This is a genomic window from Bradyrhizobium sp. B124, from assembly GCF_038967635.1.
Classification (GTDB): Bacteria; Pseudomonadota; Alphaproteobacteria; order Rhizobiales; family Xanthobacteraceae; genus Bradyrhizobium.
The window spans coordinates 4858075-4876429 of record NZ_CP152413.1; the positions used below are offsets into that span (position 1 = coordinate 4858075).

21 protein-coding genes are annotated in these 18355 nt (G+C 62.4%); 12 read left to right on the forward strand and 9 right to left on the reverse strand.

Annotated elements, in window-relative coordinates:
* Positions 1-6: 6 nt before the first annotated feature.
* Entirely contained in the window at positions 7-1233 is a 1227-nt protein-coding gene (locus AAFG13_RS23220) for an MFS transporter (protein ID WP_212317038.1), read from the forward strand.
* A gap of 143 nt (positions 1234-1376) precedes the next feature.
* Complete coding sequence (locus AAFG13_RS23225; RefSeq protein ID WP_342708324.1) at positions 1377-2549, forward strand: acyl-CoA dehydrogenase family protein; 1173 nt, start codon at positions 1377-1379, stop codon at positions 2547-2549.
* 337 nt (positions 2550-2886) lie between these two features.
* On the opposite strand, the gene AAFG13_RS23230 is transcribed toward AAFG13_RS23225, so the two are convergent.
* Positions 2887-3249 (reverse strand): cytochrome c, encoded by a 363-nt coding sequence (locus AAFG13_RS23230; RefSeq protein WP_212317034.1) that lies wholly within the window; start codon positions 3247-3249, stop codon positions 2887-2889.
* 585 nt (positions 3250-3834) lie between these two features.
* On the opposite strand from AAFG13_RS23230, the gene AAFG13_RS23235 reads away from it, so the two are divergent.
* On the forward strand, positions 3835-4068 hold the full coding sequence (locus tag AAFG13_RS23235) for a hypothetical protein (protein ID WP_342708325.1): 234 nt from the start codon (positions 3835-3837) through the stop codon (positions 4066-4068).
* An 8-nt stretch (positions 4069-4076) separates the two neighbouring features.
* On the opposite strand, the gene AAFG13_RS23240 is transcribed toward AAFG13_RS23235, so the two are convergent.
* Complete coding sequence (locus tag AAFG13_RS23240; RefSeq protein ID WP_342708326.1) at positions 4077-4241, reverse strand: hypothetical protein; 165 nt, start codon at positions 4239-4241, stop codon at positions 4077-4079.
* A 751-nt stretch (positions 4242-4992) separates the two neighbouring features.
* Here AAFG13_RS23240 and AAFG13_RS23245 point away from each other — a divergent pair.
* Complete coding sequence (locus AAFG13_RS23245; RefSeq protein ID WP_212317022.1) at positions 4993-5295, forward strand: hypothetical protein; 303 nt, start codon at positions 4993-4995, stop codon at positions 5293-5295.
* Here the strand turns inward: AAFG13_RS23245 and AAFG13_RS23250 are convergent.
* A complete protein-coding gene (locus AAFG13_RS23250) occupies positions 5242-5487 on the reverse strand; it encodes a hypothetical protein (RefSeq protein WP_342708327.1) in 246 nt (81 codons plus the stop codon). The two genes, AAFG13_RS23245 and AAFG13_RS23250, sit on opposite strands and share 54 nt — an antisense overlap.
* A gap of 67 nt (positions 5488-5554) precedes the next feature.
* On the opposite strand from AAFG13_RS23250, the gene AAFG13_RS23255 reads away from it, so the two are divergent.
* The 3 genes from AAFG13_RS23255 (at position 5555) to AAFG13_RS23265 (ending at position 6522) form a co-directional block, all read left to right on the forward strand.
* Positions 5555-5869 carry a cytochrome c gene (locus AAFG13_RS23255; protein ID WP_342708328.1) on the forward strand — a complete coding sequence of 105 codons (315 nt, stop codon included), beginning with the start codon at positions 5555-5557 and terminating at the stop codon, positions 5867-5869.
* Positions 5870-5937: 68 nt separating this feature from the next.
* Positions 5938-6096, forward strand: coding sequence for a hypothetical protein (locus AAFG13_RS23260; RefSeq protein ID WP_212317021.1), 159 nt, complete (start codon positions 5938-5940; stop codon positions 6094-6096).
* A 216-nt stretch (positions 6097-6312) separates the two neighbouring features.
* Positions 6313-6522 (forward strand): hypothetical protein, encoded by a 210-nt coding sequence (locus AAFG13_RS23265; protein WP_342708329.1) that lies wholly within the window; start codon positions 6313-6315, stop codon positions 6520-6522.
* An 832-nt stretch (positions 6523-7354) separates the two neighbouring features.
* On the opposite strand, the gene AAFG13_RS23270 is transcribed toward AAFG13_RS23265, so the two are convergent.
* The 3 genes from AAFG13_RS23270 to AAFG13_RS23280 form a co-directional block, all read right to left on the reverse strand.
* The gene (locus AAFG13_RS23270) at positions 7355-7858 is read right to left on the reverse strand and encodes an isoprenylcysteine carboxylmethyltransferase family protein (RefSeq protein ID WP_342708330.1); all 504 of its coding nucleotides are present in this window, start codon (positions 7856-7858) and stop codon (positions 7355-7357) included.
* Positions 7859-8087: 229 nt separating this feature from the next.
* Complete coding sequence (locus AAFG13_RS23275; protein WP_342708331.1) at positions 8088-8408, reverse strand: hypothetical protein; 321 nt, start codon at positions 8406-8408, stop codon at positions 8088-8090.
* 257 nt (positions 8409-8665) lie between these two features.
* Positions 8666-9007 carry a hypothetical protein gene (locus AAFG13_RS23280; protein ID WP_342708332.1) on the reverse strand — a complete coding sequence of 114 codons (342 nt, stop codon included), beginning with the start codon at positions 9005-9007 and terminating at the stop codon, positions 8666-8668.
* Between the two features lie 248 nt (positions 9008-9255).
* Between AAFG13_RS23280 and AAFG13_RS23285 the strand changes: the two genes are divergently transcribed.
* The gene (locus AAFG13_RS23285) at positions 9256-9549 is read left to right on the forward strand and encodes a hypothetical protein (protein ID WP_342708333.1); all 294 of its coding nucleotides are present in this window, start codon (positions 9256-9258) and stop codon (positions 9547-9549) included.
* A 120-nt stretch (positions 9550-9669) separates the two neighbouring features.
* Here the strand turns inward: AAFG13_RS23285 and AAFG13_RS23290 are convergent, their stop codons facing one another.
* The gene (locus AAFG13_RS23290; protein WP_212317013.1) at positions 9670-10194 is read right to left on the reverse strand and encodes a DUF2867 domain-containing protein; all 525 of its coding nucleotides are present in this window, start codon (positions 10192-10194) and stop codon (positions 9670-9672) included.
* A gap of 479 nt (positions 10195-10673) precedes the next feature.
* Between AAFG13_RS23290 and AAFG13_RS23295 the strand changes: the two genes are divergently transcribed.
* Both AAFG13_RS23295 and AAFG13_RS23300 read left to right on the forward strand, forming a co-directional pair.
* Positions 10674-12641 (forward strand): methyl-accepting chemotaxis protein, encoded by a 1968-nt coding sequence (locus AAFG13_RS23295; RefSeq protein WP_342708334.1) that lies wholly within the window; start codon positions 10674-10676, stop codon positions 12639-12641.
* Positions 12642-12711: 70 nt separating this feature from the next.
* On the forward strand, positions 12712-13158 hold the full coding sequence (locus AAFG13_RS23300) for a DUF1801 domain-containing protein (RefSeq protein ID WP_342708335.1): 447 nt from the start codon (positions 12712-12714) through the stop codon (positions 13156-13158).
* A 216-nt stretch (positions 13159-13374) separates the two neighbouring features.
* Here the strand turns inward: AAFG13_RS23300 and AAFG13_RS23305 are convergent, their stop codons facing one another.
* Both AAFG13_RS23305 and AAFG13_RS23310 read right to left on the reverse strand, forming a co-directional pair.
* Positions 13375-15567 carry an EAL domain-containing protein gene (locus AAFG13_RS23305; protein WP_212317010.1) on the reverse strand — a complete coding sequence of 731 codons (2193 nt, stop codon included), beginning with the start codon at positions 15565-15567 and terminating at the stop codon, positions 13375-13377.
* A 441-nt stretch (positions 15568-16008) separates the two neighbouring features.
* Complete coding sequence (locus AAFG13_RS23310; RefSeq protein WP_342708336.1) at positions 16009-16446, reverse strand: L,D-transpeptidase; 438 nt, start codon at positions 16444-16446, stop codon at positions 16009-16011.
* Between the two features lie 192 nt (positions 16447-16638).
* On the opposite strand from AAFG13_RS23310, the gene mepA reads away from it, so the two are divergent.
* Together mepA and AAFG13_RS23320 are read left to right on the forward strand one after the other, a co-directional pair.
* Entirely contained in the window at positions 16639-17586 is a 948-nt protein-coding gene (gene mepA / locus AAFG13_RS23315) for a penicillin-insensitive murein endopeptidase (RefSeq protein ID WP_342708337.1), read from the forward strand.
* Positions 17587-17735: 149 nt separating this feature from the next.
* Positions 17736-18245: a hypothetical protein gene (locus tag AAFG13_RS23320; RefSeq protein WP_212317008.1), complete on the forward strand. Its 510-nt coding sequence runs from the start codon at positions 17736-17738 to the stop codon at positions 18243-18245.
* Positions 18246-18355: the final 110 nt, after the last annotated feature.

Here is an 18355-nt window from a genome sequence, read left to right on the forward strand (position 1 = left end):
AAACGCATGAGCAAGGCCGCTCGCTTTGATTATGGCTGGGTCGTCGTCGGCGCGGGCGCGCTGATGACCTGCGTCGGCTTCGGCACCATGCTGTCGCTCGCGGTGTTCCTGCAGCCGATCTCGGATGCGATGGGTTGGTCGCGTGCTGGCGTATCGGCGGCTGCGACGCTGGATTTCCTCTGCATGGGTTTTGCGGCGTTCGCCTGGGGCGCGCTGTCCGACCGCTTCGGCACCCGCATCGTGGTGCTGGCGGGCAGCCTGCTGCTCGGGCTTGGCCTCGTGACGGCAAGCCAGGCACAGACCCTGTGGCAATTCCAGCTCTGCTTCGGCGTGCTGATCGGGATCGCCGCCGGCAGCTTCTATGCGCCGATGATGGCGCTTGCCAGCGCCTGGATCGACAAGCATCGCAGCCTCGCCGTCGCGCTGGTGTCGGCAGGCATGGGCGTCTCACCGGTGACGGTCGCGCCATCAGCAAGCTGGCTGATCACGGCCTATGACTGGCGCTTTGCGATGCTCGTGATCGGCATCGCCGCTTGGGCGCTGCTGATTCCGGCATCGTTCCTGGTGCGCCCGGCACCGCAGGGAACGACCGTCGCGATCCCGACGGCTGGCAATACGCCGCAAGCGGAATGGACCGTGGCGCAGGCGCTGCGCACGCCGCAATTCATCACGCTCGCACTGGCCCATTTCGCCTGCTGCGCGGCGCATTCGGGCCCGATCTTTCACATGGTGTCCTACGCCATGGTGTGCGGCATCGCGCCGCTCACCGCGGTCACGGTCTACAGCCTCGCCGGCTTCTCCGGGCTCGGCGGACGCCTGCTGCTCGGCGTGCTGGCCGACCGGCTCGGCGCCAAGCCGGTTTTGGTCGGCGGCCTGCTGGTGCAGGCGCTGTCGATCGCGACTTATCTTGCGGTGGCGCAGCTCGGCGAGTTCTACGCGCTGTCTGTCGTGTTCGGCCTCGCCTATGGCGGTGTGATGCCGCTCTATGCCGTGCTGGTGCGCGAGTTCTTCGGCGCGCGCATCATGGGCACGGTGTTCGGCGCGGTGTCGGCTTTCGCGAGTCTGGGCATGGCGCTCGGGCCGTGGGCCGGCGGCTACGTGTTCGACACGTTCCATGGCTACACGTGGCTGCACGCCGGTTCCTTCGCGATCGGCCTTGCCGCGGTCGCCGTGGCGCTGAGTTTCTCGACCAAGCGCCAGCCGTCGCTCGATCTCGGCCGCGCCGCCGCCTGAGCGCGGATGCATGCGTCGGTCGCGCGCGGCCGCGATGGATAGCTGATCTGCGCCGGCGCCGCCCCGCCTTGCCCTCCTTTGCCGAATGGGCCACCATCACTCGACCCGCCCAACAAGAATGTCAGAAGGGGCCGAGGAAACGCATGAACAAGCCGCAGGGATTCGACCTTGTCGAGCGGGCGCGCGCGCTGGCGCCGCTGATCATGAGCGAAGCCGACGAGATCGAACGGACGCGGCGGCTGACGCCTTCCGTCACCGCGGCCCTGGTCGAGAACGGGCTCTATCGCGCGCTGCTGCCGAAGCGTTTCGGCGGCGCCGAGGCGACGCTGGACGCCTTCATGCAGATGCAGGAGGAGATCGCCAAGGCCGATGCATCGACCGCCTGGTGCCTCGGCCAGTGCGGCGTCTGCGCCATGACCGCGGCCTATCTCGAGCCCGACGCCGCCAACGCGATCTTCAACACCCCGCCCGGCATTCTGGCCTGGGGCGCGATCGCCCATGAGGTGCGTGCCGAGCCCGGCGGCTACCGTGCCAGTGCGCGCTGGGATTTCGCCTCGGGCTCGCGACAGGCAAGCTGGCTCGGCGCCCATGTCCGCATCGTCGAGGCCGACGGCTCACCGCGCAAGAAGGCCGACGGCTCGCCGGAGATCCGCACCATCCTGTTCCCGATGTCGCAAGCTGTGATGTACGACGTCTGGGACGTGATCGGCCTGAAGGGCACCGGCACCGATTCCTATTCGGTCGACAACCTCTTCATCCCGGAGAATTTCGCCGCGCTGCGCGACGATCCCGCCACGTGCCGCGAGGGCGGCCCGCTCTACAAGCTCTCCACCAACATGGTGTTCAGCATGGGCTTTGCCGCCACCTCGCTCGGCGTCGCGCGCGCCATGCTGGATGCGGCGACCGAGCTTGCGCGCGGCAAGACCCCGCAGGGCCTCAAGGCGATGCGCGACAACAACGCCGTGCAGGGCCAGATCGGCCGCACCGAAGCGAGCCTGCGCGCCGCGCGCGCCTATCTGTATGCGACGGCGCGCGAGGTCTGGAGCGATCTCGCCCGCGGCGATCCGATCAGCGAGGCGCATCGCATCGCGATCCGCATCGCATCGACCTGGACCATCCACCAGTCGGCCTCGGTGGTCGACATCGCCTATCACATGTCGGGGGCCACGGCGGTGTTTGCGAAGAATCCGTTCGAGCGACGGTTTCGCGACATGCATGCGATCGCGCAGCAGATCCAGGCGCGCGATACGCAGTATGAGGACGCCGGCAAGGCGATCCTGGCGGGCAATCTCTCCGCGCCCCCGACGGCGCGATGAAACGTGATGAAGTCAGATTGAACCAGGCCGCGCACTCATCAATCCGCCATGCCGACTCTACCCCCTAAAACCGGGCATCGCCGGGTGACCACGGCATGTCGGTTTTGGGCCCAATAGCTGAAGTAGCCGCGACGAGTTTAAGAGTCGGTTTCGCCCTCAGAAGGCGGAAGCACGGATCATGCAATTCTTGCCCGGGCCGCGGCCTGGAGAAACGAAGAGCCGAAACTTTGCGGATGGCATATCTGCTTCGGCGCTATGCGTCCTTCGGGACCCAGGGGCACGGCGCGCTATGCGGCTGGCGGAACAGTTGTGAGCACATCCCTGCGGCGAGTTGAGGTTATTTCGACTTGGAAGGTTCCTGAATTGATTTCATGTAGCTGACGACCTCCTCCGCATCCTCCCTGCTGAAGCGGAAGGTCGGCATGGAAGGATGGATGCTGCTATAGCCGTCCTGCAGTCGTTGCAAGAAGTCGCTGTCGTAGAGTTTGGTTTCACTGAAGGTGCGAAAGGGCGGCGCCAGCCTGTTCGGGCTGTTCCCGGTCCTGCCAATGGAGTGACATCCGGCGCATAGCCTTTGCAACATCTCTTTGCCATGCCGCTGCTCCTCAGCCCGCGCCTGGGCCATGGTGCTCGAAAAGAGACATATGGTCAGTACCAGCAAGGATCGCGTCATCGCAGTCGTTCCGCTGTTCTGTCGCATGGCGCAACCATCCTTGCTACTTGTCCCAATCGGCCAGTGGGTCAGATGAACCTGAACGGGACGGCCGGTTGATGTCTTGATCCAGCCTTCGAGGGCGCGACGCCAGGGGAAGACGAGAGCATGCGTGGCCCCCGTCAGCCTCGATGACGGCCAATTCCAAGTGTCCCGATCAAACGGCGCGGGCTCAATCGCCATCCACATCATGAGAGAAGGCTAGAGAGCAACCCGCTACCAGCTATTGATCGGTATCAATGTCCAGTGGTGATCCCGGGAGATAGCCTTTCTAGCTTGCCTTCTTCCTCGACCAACAGCTTGTGAACGTCTCGATCTTCCGAGCCCCGTGCGCTCGGTCGCATTAGAGACTGAGAACTCAAGGTTGCATGGAGCACCGGGCGGCAGTGTGCCAATGACCTTTGATCGATCTGGTCGCTGTTCGCGTCGTGCCATCGCCAGCAGCGATCCTACCGATCGAGCCCGCGCGGCCATTTCCCCGATGTTCACACGGCGGTCACCAGAGCGCCAATTGCATTCCGGCGAGCCACGCGTTGCTCTGAACGAATACTTTTCAAGCGCTTTGGAGACTACATGGTCGAAGTGTATTTCAACATCAGGCGTGATCTGCTCGTTGTGAGGGAAGGATTTCCGGTGCCCGGCGTTGGCGGCCAAGGGAAATGGCGCAAGAGCAAGAAGAGGGTCATCAAGGTTAGCGAGGAGATCAGGCAGGCGGTTCAGAGCCAAGGCTACTACATGCGGAAGCTGGGCGATCTCAAGAAGACCTGCAACGGCAAGGGCAAGGGCAAGATCACGGAAGGCAGTTGAGGCGGCCCTTACTCTTTGGCCTTCGGTGGTCGATTTTTTGCACGCCACTCGGCCAACTTCGCCTCTTCCTCGGCTAGCAGTCTGTGCAGCATCGCGATTTTCGTTGCGTCCGTTTCGGTCGCCAGAAGGTCTTTGTAATGGGCGATGTTCGCCGTGAAGATAAAATCGGCCACCGCTCATTCCCCTCACTGTTGGACAAGGCAACATCTTGTCACAGCGTGTGCGCCCATCAAACCCCAACCTACGGAGAACTACGTAGGGAACGACTTTGCACCCACATAAGTATCTCTATGGGGCATAGCAGTTGATAGTCCTACTGAGAACGTCCCCGGGGATGCCGCTCAACCAATTCAGGTCACTGCGTAATTCGAACTAGGCCACTGCGGTCGGAAACAGGCCAGCACCCTCATTCCAATGAAGTACAGATGGTGAAATTGGAATGGATGAGGAACGCAATCAGCGCACCGCGAGCGGCCCCAGCAACCTTTGGGGGCCGTGAGGCTGGCTGCTGGGGCCTTCTGCCGGCCCGGTTGGTGCGTGTTCGGGCGGCCCGGTGGCGCTCTACCCTGAAACGAGCAGAACGGCGGTTGCTATTACGATAGGTCCCAATCCCAAAACGACAGCGAACACCTTGAAGAAAAGGTCGTCACTCATGACACAACCCCAGCGCGTTAAGGCGGGGGCAGAACGCTACGCCCGGGAACCGGCTGCGCTAGTGCAATTTGTGCCATGCCGTAGAACTACGGGGGCTAAGCTCCATCGTGAAGAGGACGATCACCGAGCTCTACACGATCCGGGAAACCCCTTACGCAGACCACCCGAATTTCAAATACGACTCCTTCGGGCTAAATGATGTTCAATGAGGTCCAAGGATGCTCGGGCCATAATGAGCAAAGAGTGTCGGTTAGCGATGTTCGACAAACAATGACCAAGCTTGAATTGATGAAGGTCAAAGACGCTGCCAAGGAACTGCCAGACCATTTTGTTATGGACTGGCAGACGATAGCGAGCGCACCGTTCGACCGTGATCTCGAAGTCGCGGTTCTCGACGCTGGAGAAACCCACGCGGTTGTCTTTCCGTGCCGCCGTGTGCTTCGGGGTTGGGTAAGCGCAGAGACGGCCGCCCCCGTGGCCATTCATCCGACCCATTGGCGCGAATGGAAGGCCTCCAACTCAGCGCTTTTTGTTGCGCTCGGTTCGGGCATTGCGCAGGGCGGCGACCTTTAACTCCTCCTCCTCCGCCAGTAGACGTTCGATGGCGGCGCGCCTCTCCGCGTCCGTTTCGGTCTCAAGAAGCTTCTTGAAGTGCGCAATGTTGGCGTTCGCGATCTCTTCAGGCATCAGGATGGGCGTCCAATCACTCGACCAGATCCCACAAGGAATACGGCCGTGCTGCAATGCGGCAACAAAGTATCGCAATCATCTGTCCCCTTCAAGCCGTGGCCGATCAGCGGTACAAGCGATCCGTCGAGTTGGAATCCTGCTCATGCAAATCTGTCATGCAGCGATTTTCGCTGTCGCGTTTGAACTTGTCGCCGGATCGGCGGCCCTTGCTGCGGATGCAAACCACGGGGCGGAGCTGGCAAAACGATGGTGCGCCGCCTGTCACGTGGTGAGCGACGATCAGAAGCAGGCAGTCGCCGACGTGCCGCCGTTTGCTGCAGTTGCGCGTAAGCCAGATTTTAGCCCCGAGAAGCTGGCGTTTTTCCTGCTCGACCCGCATCCCAAGATGCCGAACTTTCCGCTGAGCCGAGCCGAAGCAGCGGATATCGCCGCTTACATCGCGTCGCTGCGCAAATAGCGCGAAGCTGGCTGAGTGGCGCCGCAAGAACCCAAGACCTGAGTTCGGCGAAGTAATGGCCACCTCAGTTGGCGGCTTCTTTCATTCAGCCGAACGACATGTTCGAGCGGCGGTTCCGCGACGTGCATGCGATCGCGCAGCAGATCCAGGCGCGCGATACGCAGTATGAGGACGCCGGCAAGGCGATCCTGGCGGGAAATCTCGGCGCTCCGCCGACAGCGCGCTGAAGCGCGATGAAGTCAGATTGAACCAGGGCGTGCACTCATAAGTCCGCCATGTCGGCTCTTACCCTAAAACCGGACATCGCCGAGTGACCACCGCATTTCAGTTTTGGGCCAAGAGCGGATGCTCTCGCAGATTAGATCGAAATTTCGGAAACAGCTTTGTTGGTGCTTAATCTGGCTGTAGTAGATCGCCCCGCATGAAAAAATCGAGAAACCTTCATGGACGCGAAATCCGCCGCACAACTTAAGAGGCACACAGATATAGTGGTTAGGGAGCTATCTTTGGCACTGATCCTTGCTGAAGGCGCATGTGCAGCGGATGAGTTTATGAGACTAAAGACATCATTCGGCGACATTATCGCTCGTGTCGACAACATGCTTTACGAGACCATCTACAAAGATCATCCCAATCTGGACGACACAAAATAGTTTTGCTGCGCAGTTCCGGGCGCACACCTTCCGAGGTGGATGCCTCGGCAATGTCCGCTAAGGGTCCAAAAGCCGTCGATCTCGAGCGAACCTAGGGACTTCCGGTTCACTTCGGAGAGCCGACGTTCTCGATGGTCATCCAGACCGTCAGCTATGTGCGGACTAACGACCGCTTCCACAATTAAAAGAGGCCCCGCCTAGCATTATCGGAGTTGCATTGAGTCCGGCCCCCGCACCTCGGACCATTCTGTAACGCCCAACGTGTCCGATAGTACGGTAAGGACAACGGACTTATCAATTTTTGCGTCGCTGGGCAGAATGGCATTGAGACCCGTCACACCACTCCTCCACGTGAGGTTCTGCTTTACTCCCACTGCCTCTGTTCCGTTGTATCGTCGAAACATGAAGACCTGCCAAACGCCGCCGGCCAAACGATAGCAGCCTTCAACGAAGGCCATGTCTTCCGTCATGACAAGATCAAATGTTATTTCTGCCTTCATCGAACCTCTCGCCGCAAACTTAGCAATCAAAGTTACGAGTGAAGTGCCCGCGCCTCGCACAATGCATGTCGCCTGCGGGTCAATCGCGCCGTCTTGATCGTCCGCCGAGAACTTCCGGTCTAGCCCGGAGAACGGACCTACTGAGGCCTCCTCCTCATGTCTCAAACGGGCCAGCCGCTGACTTGTGGCAAACAAGCTCTGGTCGACGGCAACCTCGTTGTCTTGCCTTTCGATAGCCGTGCATGGCGTCGCCGCAGCTGCTGCACCTGATCAGGGAGGAGAGGCGCGCTTGGACCTTAGCGAAGGCAGTGCCCATCGTCATGATGCTCGCGTTACGGGACTCGCCATGGGGTCAGCCGTGGAACCCAGCGCGGGACATTGGCCCGAAAGTCCTCGTACTGCGCGCCAAATGTCTGCTTGAGCGTTGGTTCTTCGTACACTAAGACGAAGACGTGGAAAAACAGCCAGAGCAGCGCAGCATACCAGAGGAGGCGCCAATCGCCGAATAAAAGTGCTTGACCAAAAATGACGGCAGCGACCCCGACGTAAATCGGATTTCGTACGTGGCGATAGAGACCCGTGATCACCAGCTTCTGTGTCGGCGCGATCGGGGCTGGCGTTCCCAGCCCCTGCAGTGCAAACCGCGCGAACGAATCTACAACTCCAGGCACTCCGGCAATGATCAACATGAGTCCGATGGCGCGGGTCAGTTCAAAGCCAAAAAAAGCCGGCCGGAATTCCCAATGTGTGATCCACCATGGGACGAACCCCGCCAGCACCAAGGGCGCGACGACGAAGAATAGAGCAGAGCCCAAGATGGCAATCGCCTTCGACACGCGTAGCCCTGGTATCAATGTTGCAATCCACACTACTCCAACCAAGCGCGAACCGGAAGACGGGCCAAAAGGCTCCTTCCATCTAAGGCCCCATGTCGGAAGCGCCATGTCGGCTTGGGATCAATCGCGTGTCTTTGCAGTCGGCCAGCTACGTCCGGTCTTCCCTCAGCTTCGGCGATGTCGCTGCACTGCGCCAACTGACGCGATGGGCCAAATTCAGACATCGCGCCTAGTCCGGAATTTTCTTGAAGTAGTAGCTGTAGAGCATTCCACCGAAGAACGGTACAGCGACGACCGAAATTGACACGATGAGAATGTAAACCGCAGGATGGTCTTGATACGAGATCGTCATCGCATGGGTCAGCCAACTTGGGTCGTGATACGAAATTGCCATGACGTAGAGAGGCCAAGCCGCGTACACTGTGCTTGCTCCAATCGCGGTAAGAACGTTGACTGAAAAGAAGAACAGTCCAACAGCGGCAAGCCATGGTACGCTTCGCCTGCGTTTGAGTTGCCGCAAGGCGCTTCTGCGGGCTTCGAGTTTCGGCATTTCAGAGGCCTCCCGATAGTCAAACAACCAATATGCAAGCTCCCTTTCGCCCTGATAAGGGACTGGGTTCAATCGTATCGATTGTTCGGCGATGTCCGCCTCGGGTCAAACGGAGACATCATATCGCCGCCACCGCGTCCGCCGAGAACTTCCCGTCTAGCCGGAGAACGGACCTTCTGAGGCCTCCTCCGCATGTCTCAAACGGGCCAACAGTGGAAGTCGCCTAGATAACAGTGGAAGTCGCCTAGATGGTGATCTCACGCATTTCTCATGGTGGCTCTGCGCCGGTCAAGGAAGTAACAAACGGCGGTCGAGAGAAAAAAGCCGACACCGGCAGCCATCAGACCGCAAAGCAAATAGTGTTCGCCGGTCGTAAGATAGACGATGGAGCCATGCGTATTGAGTGGAAAAATCCTTCCTGCTTCCGGCAGGTAGGTCGCTGACCTGTGAGCGTCGTAATAGTGCCAGACCAAGAAAGACGAGAGCCAGAAAATCACACCTAAAATGCCGGATACTACCTTCACGATCTTCAACATCGCCGATGTGACCGCTGAACGTTTCCCTAATGTGCAAATGACGATCTTAATGTCCAGTTGCATCTTCGACTTCGATTTTATCGATGTCCGATTTGGGTCCATCGCGTCGCTTCTGCAGTCGGCCAGCTACGTCCGGTCTTCCCTCAACTTCGGCGATGTCGCTGCACTGCGCCGACTAACGCGGTGGGACGCGCTGCATCCTCGGTATGCGCAGGATAGAACCTCGACACTTGAACAGCGCCGTCAATTCAGATGGTGTCGACAACCGAGCTACGTCAATATGCTTGAAGCCTTTTCAGTTGGAAGGCCGGATGACCCACGAGGCAGGTCTAGTGCCGATAGATAAGGAAGCTTCTCGCATCTGGCGCGGTCGGATCAGAGAGATTCTGAACCAGCAGTGGGATCCGATTGGCGGGTGCCCCGCCGACGAATACGATGGTTATGTTGGTACCATCGCCGCCATGGTCCGCGATAATATGACGGACGACGCCCTGATGAAATATTTGGAATGGGCTGAAGCCGTGCATATGGGCTTTGGTCGGTTTGATTCCGAGCGCGCTCGGATGGTCATCGCGTCGATAAGGGCACTAGGTGCGGCGCCATAGATGGGCTTGGTATGAAAGAGGCAGCCAAGTGAGACAGGCTCAGCCCATCGGCCTGTGAACCAAACCGGAAGTCTCGCCTGTACTGGCCAGGGCGTGCACTCATCAATCCGCCATGCAGCTCTACTGCAGTTGTGTTTGTGCACAGCGCGCCAGGTTGGCCCTGACCACGAGGTGATGAAAAGGCCTGATCGCGTTGAGATAGGTGAAGCCCAGGGCATTGTGGGTATGCACAACGGTTGTCGCGATGAGCAACGTGCCTGTTGGAGAATGGCGTCGGAGCAGAGATAGCCGGAAGTCCAGGTGTCGGTCATCCGTACCGAGCACAATTTCGTCCTTGCCCTCCCAGTGCACCGGGAAGAAGTCCACCCGTTCATGGCTGTCCGGGAACGTCCTGACCGTATCGGAGGTCTTGATGCCAAAGGGCGTAACCATGGCGTCGCGCAGCGCGATCAACGCCTTTTGCCACGCGGGTGGATTGACGAGTGTCCGCGTCGCCAGCTCGCGCATGCTCGACTGTTCCGATGCACTCAAGTCGATGCTGTAGCTATCGAGTAAACTGGCGTTCTCGTACCAGCTCGCCACGACACTTTCCGACGGCGGCGTCGTCCGGCGTACCTGCGGTTTGCGGTCTAAACCCATGCTCATGACGATGTCACCTATTCAAGGGGCCAATAGGAAGAGCCATTCTCAGTTTTAGACGCGAGTAATTTACCTACGCTGAGCTCGCAACTCGTCGCTGGTTTGCAGGTCTTCAATCTACGGTGATCGGCGCGGGGTCTCAAGGCCGATTGCGGCTAGCTGCATTGAGAAGGAAGTCCGGTTGAGTCATTCTCGACCGATTTCAACGTGGCTTCGCGATGTCCGCTTATTCTCCGGAAGCGGACATCGGACCGCTGGCGGTTATGAGTACGCGCCCTAACGACCGCGAGGGACGCTGCGCTCCCTCTCCCGCTTGCGGGGAGGGCTGGGGTGGGGGTATCGCCGCGAATCCCATCGTGCATGGTACGAAAGTAGGCACCGGCGACAACGGTCGAGGTACGAATACCGGCGGCAACAACACCCGGTTGTTAAGCTTTTTCTGAGACTTTCCGGCCAGCGCTAATGCCTGGAGTTCCACTGGCCCCATGTTCAAGCTTCGATCGATTGCCGCCCGCCTGATCCTGGCGATTTCACTGACCGTTGCCGTCGCCTGCGCCATCCTCGGCAGCTTCTGCATCAGCCAGCAGCGCACGCTGACGCGGCTCGCGCTCGATCAGCAGCTCAAGCTGCAGTATGACAGTGTGATTGCGGCGATCGAATACGAAGGCCGCGCGGCATTGGCCGTCAGTTCCGCCATTGCGGCGCTGCCGCCGGTCGGCGACGCGATCGTCAGGAACGATCGCGAGGCCCTTGCGGCGCTGCTCGGCGATGCCAACAAGGCGCTGATCGCGCAGGGCATCCCGCTGATTACGTTCCAGACACCCCCGGCGCTATCGTTCTACCGCGTGCACGCGCCCAAGGTCTTCGGCGACGACGTATCCGGGCGCCGCACGACCGTGGTCGAGGCAATCAGGAGCGGCCGGTCAATCGTCGGCGTCGAGCCCGGCCGCGAGGCACTCGGCATCTTCGGCATGACCCCGATCATCCGCGACGGCAAAAGCATCGCCAATGTCGACATCGGCGCCGCCTTCGGTAAGGAATTCGTCGACCGCGCCAAGAAGCGCTTCGGCATCGACCTCGCCGTGCATTCCTTCGACGGCCAGACCTTCAAGCGGCTGTCCTCGACCTTCGGCGACACCGTGGTCGCGACCCAGGACGAGCTCAAGGGCGTGATGAACGGCGCAGCCCTGCTGCGCGACGCGAAGCTCGATGGCCACGCGGTAGAGCTCTATCTCGGGCAGATCAAGAACTATGCCGGCGAGCCGGTCGCCGTGCTCGAGATCATCAAGGACACCAGCGACTATGAAGCGGCCGCGGCGAGCGCGCAGCGCAATCTGATCCTCGGTACCGTCGCGATCCTGGCCGCGGCCGTGTTGCTCGCGTTCCTGCTCGGCCGCGGCCTGTCACGGCCGCTCATCGCGATCACCGCGGTCATGAACCGGCTGTCCAGCGGCGACACCAGCGTCACGATATCAGGCAGCGAGCGGCGCGACGAGCTCGGCACGATGGCGAAGGCGGTCGACGTGTTCCGCCGCGGCATGCTCGAAACCTCTTCTCTGCGCGATGCACAGGAGGCCGACAAGCTGAAGGCTGCGGCCGACAAGCAGGCGCTGCAGCGGCAGATGGCCGACCGCTTCGAAGCCGACGTCAAGGGCATGGTCGCCGCCGTCGCGCAGTCGTCGAGCGCCATGCAGCGCGTCGCCAGCGAGATCACCACCAGCGTCAACGGCACCTCCGAACGGACTGCGGCGGCAGCCGCCGCGTCCGAGGAGGCGTCGGCCAGCGTCAATGCGGTCGCAGCCGCCACCGAAGAGCTGGCCTCCTCGATCACCGAGATCGGCCGCCAGGTCACCCATTCCAGCCGCGTCGCCGACAATGCCGTGGCCAAGGCGATGGAGACCACCGAGATGGTGACGAGCCTTGCCGCATCCGCGGAGAAGATCGGCGACGTGCTGCGCCTGATCAGCGCGATCGCGAGCCAGACCAACCTGCTGGCGCTCAACGCCACCATCGAGGCCGCCCGCGCCGGCGAGGCCGGCCGCGGCTTTGCCGTGGTCGCCGCCGAAGTGAAGGGACTGGCGAGCCAGACCGCGAAGGCGACCGAGGAGATCGCCGGCCAGGTCGGCGCGATCCAGTCCGCCACCGGCAATTGCGTCAGCGCGATCGGCGACATCAGCGGCACCATCCGCGAGATCTCGGGCATCGCCACCGCGATCGCGGCCGCCGTCGAGCAGCAGGACTCGGCGACGCGGGAGATCGCCCGCAGCGTCCAGCAGGCGTCCTCCGGCACGGTCGAGGTCTCCGCCAACATCGCAGGCGCCAGCGAAGCCGCCGGCCAGTCCCGCGCCCTCACCGGCAATGTGCTGGATACCTCGAGCCAGCTCGGCGATCACGCCTCCGCGCTGTCGCACAGCGTCGACACGTTCCTCGCCGGCCTGCGCAACGCGGCCTGACCGGCGGGCTATGTGTCGTTGAAGGCGCTGTGGTAGATTGACGCGATACGTCGTCCTCGCGGAGCCCTCCATGCGCAAGCCGGCAACGTCGACCAGCAAGGCGGCACGACGCCCGCAGGCGAAAGCGGCGAACGCGCTGTTCGACGCCTACCCCGCCCCCGTCAAAGCCAAGCTGCTGGCGCTGCGGCGCCTGATCTTCGACACCGCGAAGGCAACCAGGGGCGTTGGCGCGCTGGAAGAGACGCTGAAGTGGGGGCAGCCGAGCTACCTTACGCCGGAGACCGGCAGCGGCAGCACGGTCCGGATCGATCAGGTGAAGCCCGCCGCCGACCAGGTCGCGGTCTACTTCCACTGCCAGACCAATCTGGTCGAGACCTTCCGCGAGCTCTATCCCGAGCTCAGCTACAGTGGCAACCGCGCGATCCTGCTCGATGTCGCGGCCAAGCTTCCGGAGCCCGCGCTGCGCCACTGCGTGGCGCTGGCGCTGACTTATCACCTGAAGAAGAAAGCGACGTAGGGCGTGATAGCGACGGCGGCACCTCCCTCTCCCCGTTCTTACGGGGAGAGGGTTGGCGAGGTGCCGTCTCCGCGCAAACGGTGACAGCTGTGTTTGCGGAGGCTCCCCCTCACCCGGAACGCATCTAACGATCCGTTCCGACCTCTCCCCGCACGCGGGGCGAGGTAAGCCGAGCGCAACGCTCGGTCGAGGTAACATTTCTCGCTCAAGGCTTCGCTACGCCGCCGTCGCGACGCGCTGCGCCTTCAGCAGGCTGATGACCTCGGCATTCGGCCGCGCGCGGCTGAACAGGAAGCCCTGGCCCTCGTGGCAGCCCTCGGCGCGCAGGCAGCTCAGCTCCGCCTCGGTCTCGACGCCCTCGGCAGTGATGGTGACGCCGAGTCCCACGCCGAGGCTGACGATCGAGCGCACGATCGCCTGCGCGTCCGGGTTCGCGCCGAGGTCGCGCACGAACGACTGGTCGATCTTGATCTTGTCGAACGGAAAGCTGCGCAGATAGCTGAGGCTCGAATAGCCGGTGCCGAAATCGTCCATCGACATCCGCACCCCGAGCGCGCGCAGCGCATGCAGCGTCGCCAGCACCTGGCTGCTCTTCTCGAGCAGCAGCGTCTCGGTGATTTCGAGCTCGAGCCGCCGCGCCGGCAGGCCGGATTGCCGCAAGGCGTCGGTGATCAGGGCCAGCAGATTGCCGGTGCGGAATTGCAGCGGCGACAGATTGACCGCGACGCGGACGTCGTCGGGCCATTGCGCCGCGTCCCTGCAGGCGCGATGCAGCATCAGCGCGCCCAACGGATTGATCAGGCCGGTCTCCTCTGCCACCGGGATGAACTCGCCGGGCGAGATCATGCCGCGCTCCGGATGCGGCCAACGCACCAGCGCCTCGAAGCCGGTGATGCGTCCGCTGGTGAGATCGACCAGCGGCTGGTAATAGGGCCGCAGACCTTCGTTCTGAATCGCATCGCGCAGATCGATCTCGATCTTGCGGCGGCTCTGAGCGCGTGCATCCATCTCGGCTTCAAAGAAGGAGAAGGTGCCGCGGAATTCGCTCTTGGCACGCGACAGCGCCATGTCGGCGCTCTTCAAGAGCTTTTCGGAATCCTCGCCGTCGCCGGGCGACATCGCGATCCCGATGCTGGCGCCGACCACCACCGAATGGCCATCGAGCAGATAGGGCTCGCCGATCGCATCCAGGATCCGCCGCGCCAGCAGCACCGCGTCCTCAGGCCGCATCACGCCGCCCTGCACGATGGTGAATTCATCGGAGTTGAGCCGGGCCAGCGCGTCTTCCTCGCGCAGCGTCGAGCGCAGGCGCTTGGCGACCCCGCGCAACAGCTTGTCGCCGATGCCGTGGCCGAGCGTGTCGTTGACCGCCTTGAAATTGTCGAGCCCGAGCATCAGCACCGCGACCTTGTCGGTCGAGCGGCGGGTGTGCTGCAGCATATCTTCCATCTGCTGGCGCAGCAGATTGCGGTTCGGCAGGCCGGTCAGGCTATCGTGCTGGGCCATGAAGGCCAGCCGCGCCTCGGCGCGCTTGCGTTCGGTGATGTCCATCAGCGCGAGCAGCATCGCCGGCTGATCGCCATGCATCAATTGGCGCGAATAGATCGCCAGGTCGATCAGCGTGCCGTCCGCGCGCACATGCTTCCAGGTTCGCGCCGCCTGCTCGTCGCTGCTGCGGCCGGCGGCCCAGGGCAGCTCGGCATCGAACGCCTGCAGGCTCTTGATCGTCATCTTCTCGAATTCGGCGCGGACATAGCCGTAATGCGCGATCGCGGCGTCGTTGACTGCGAGGATCTTTTCACCATCGAGCGCGCACAGGATCATCGGCACCGGATTGCCGTCGAACAGCAGGCGGAACGACGCCTCGCGCTGTTTCAGTTCGGTGATGTCGACGCGCAGCCCGACGATGCCGCCATCTGCGGTCAACCGCTCCTCGATCAGGACCACGCGGCCATCGGCCAGGACCTGCTCATGCCGCTCGCCCGGCTGGTACATCTTCTCGAGCCGCTCGGCGATCCACTCCTCTTCGCGACCGGCCGCCTCGGGATAGTCGCCGCGCGCGACGCCGACGCGGATGGTGTCTTCCAGGCGCGCACCTTGCTCGAACAGGTCGGAACTGCGCTTGTAGATTTCCGAGTATTTCTTGTTCCAGAGGGTGTAGCGGCCTTCGGGGTCCAGGAACACGATGCCTTGCGGCAGGATGTCGATCGCCTCACGCAGCCGCGCATTGGACTTGCGGGCCTCGGCGATCGCCGCATCGGCCTGCGCGCGCTGGCGCACCAGTTCGCCGATCTCGACGGCGGTCCGGCGCGAACTGCCGGACATCTTCGGCATCGGCCTGGGCCGGCGGCCCTGAGGACCGGACAGTTTGGCCTGCTTCGGTTTCTTGGTCTTTTTCGGCCGCATCATCGGTATCGCACGCCCCACGCGCATTCCAGTTCGACGGCATTTCTGCGATAAGTGTCTGAAAAATTGGTATCTCTCGGCGAATAGCTGCGCTGCCTGAGAAAGCCGTACCTGCCCGCTTTGCAGGCGAGCTCACGCCGGATGCGAGTAGCTCGCGGGTGTGCACGCGGCGAACAGCGCAGATTTGCGGCGTGGACCCGCCGGAGCATGGTGAAGAAAGGGTAAATCGGCGCGCAACTGCACAATGAACGCGCCGGATGCGGCTCAAGCGCATCAATGTTTGTCAGCGTGTGACAGGGTTATCGCAGGGTTAAGGCACCGCCCGTTTGCGCGCGAGCGGCGAGCCAGAGCTTGGGTTCTGATTGAATCAGAACCGAAGCTCTAGATTCTTGTTTTGACGCGTTTTCCTCACGCGAACCGATGTCCACTTCGCTCGCAAACGCTTTAGTTGGTGATCTCGATCCGCGTGCCGCCGCGGCCACTGCGCTCGACCAGCCCGTAGAGCTGTGCGGCGTGCGAGGGATGCAGGCGCACGCAGCCATGCGAGGCCGGTCCGCCGAGACGCGTGAGTTCGTAGGTGCCGTGGATGGCGAAGCCGCCGTGGAAGAAGATCGCGTACGGCATCGGCGAGTTGTAGTATTTGCGCGAGTACCAGCGGCGCGCCATCATCTGCGGGCGGAACACGCCGTTCGGCGTGCCGTAACCGCGGCGCCCGGTCGACACCGGCCAGTTATAGCGCGTCGCGCCGTCGACGCTGACCGCCATACGCTGCGCTGATTTGTCGATGTGAACGACGACGTCGGCTCGCGCCGGAGAGAGTGCCAATGTCGACGCGGCAATCGCGGCGGCAAACACCGGCCGTACGCAACATACGCTTGTCATCAAAACGCCTGCCTGAAATGATTGCGCGCATGATGTCGCCTGCCACGCGCGCTTGTAAAGTGGCGTGGATCACATGCGCCGGGAAGCCGCGGGTCATCTTGATCCGCCTTGTGGGCGATCAAGCAAATGGGATGAAAGCGCGGTTGGCCTGCTTCGAATCCATGTTAGCCTTGCGCCGACAGAGTGATCCGAATGACACCCCGCCCGCGTCTGATCCCGCTCCTGATCTCGACCCTCCTCGCCTGCAGCATCTCCGCGCGTGCGCAGGACAAGGGCTCGCTCAATCCGCAGCCATTGCCGCCGCTCGCTAACCCCAGCGATCCAACGATCGGGGCGAAGCAGCTGTTCGCGCGCAAGGTGCTGCCGGCGGCGCTGCCGACCCAATCGATCGGCGGCTACACCAAGGGCTGTCTTGCCGGCGCCGCGCAGATGCCGCTCAACGGCGACACCTGGCAAGTGATGCGCCTGTCGCGCAACCGCTATTGGGGTCACCCCAACATGATCGCGCTCCTGAAGCGGCTGGCGGCCAACGCACACAGGGACGCCGGCTGGCCCGGCATCCTGGTCGGCGACATCGGCCAGCCGCGCGGCGGCCCCGCGCTCTCCGGCCATGCCAGTCACCAGATCGGGCTCGACGCCGACATCTGGCTGACGCCGATGCCCGATCGCAAATTGTCGCGCGAGGACCGCGAGGAGATGTCGGCGGTGATGATGGTGCGCGACGACCGGCTCGATATCGATCCGCGCGTGTTCACGCCGGCTCATGTGCTGGTCCTCCGCGACGCGGCGCGCGAGCCTGCCGTGCAGCGCATCTTCGTAAACCCGGCGATCAAGAAGGCGCTATGCCGCGAGGCCAAGGGCGACCGCGGCTGGTTGTCAAAGATCCGGCCGTGGTGGGGCCACGACTACCACTTCCACATCCGCATGCGGTGTCCGTCCGGCAGCCCGGCATGCGAGGGGCAGAAACCGCAGACGGAGGGCGAGGGCTGCAAGCCGTCCGATCTCGCCTTCTGGTTCAAGGACTCGGTGCTGCATCCGAAGCCTCCGCCGAAGCCGCCGAAGCCGCGCCCGCCGATGACGCTGGCGCAGATGCCGGCGGCCTGCAAGACGGTGCTGAACGGAGCCGACGCCAAGCAGTAATATTCAAAGCAATAACATCTTTGTCAGGCGGCTTTTCCGGCCGGCTCGAACTGCGTTATGATTGCGCGTCGTCGCGCCGTAAGCGCGTTCGAGCGATGGATCGGGGCCGCTGATCTCTCTTCATCCGTCACAATTGCATTGGACCAGTCTTGCGCAAATCGCTCCTCGCCGCATCGCTCCTGCTTGCCTCAGTTCCCGCCTTCGCGGCGGAAGAGCCGAGCGGCTGCGACAAATTCAAATGGTCGATCGACCGCGCACGCGCCGCGCTCACCGCGCCCGATCGCGCCAAGCTTGCCTCGGGCAGCGAACAGGCCGCACTGCTGCCGACCGCCATCACGCTGGCGCTGGTCGCGCCCGGCGAGGCCAAACTGCCGAGCCCGCCCGAGCGCGCACCGAAGGACGGCACCTTCGCCGGCTTCACCAGCTTCAAAGCCGCCCCGAAGGCCGGGCTCTATACCGTCAGCCTGTCGGCCGGGGCCTGGGTCGACCTGGTGCAGGACGGGCATTTCCTGAAGCCGAAGGCCTTCAGCGGCGCGACCGACTGCGACGGGATCCGCAAGACCATGAAATATGACCTCGCCGCCAGCCCCTTCGTGCTGCAGGTCAGCGGCTCAAAAGAGAACTCGCTGTCGATCGCGATCCAGCCGTCGGACGAATAGCACGACCGGTTAGACAAACGGTCGCCTTTACCGTAAGTCCCAGCCTGCTATGTTTGCAGTGCGATATCCCCGAGGACCGTAAGTCCTTCGGGGACCAGCGGAACAGCGCT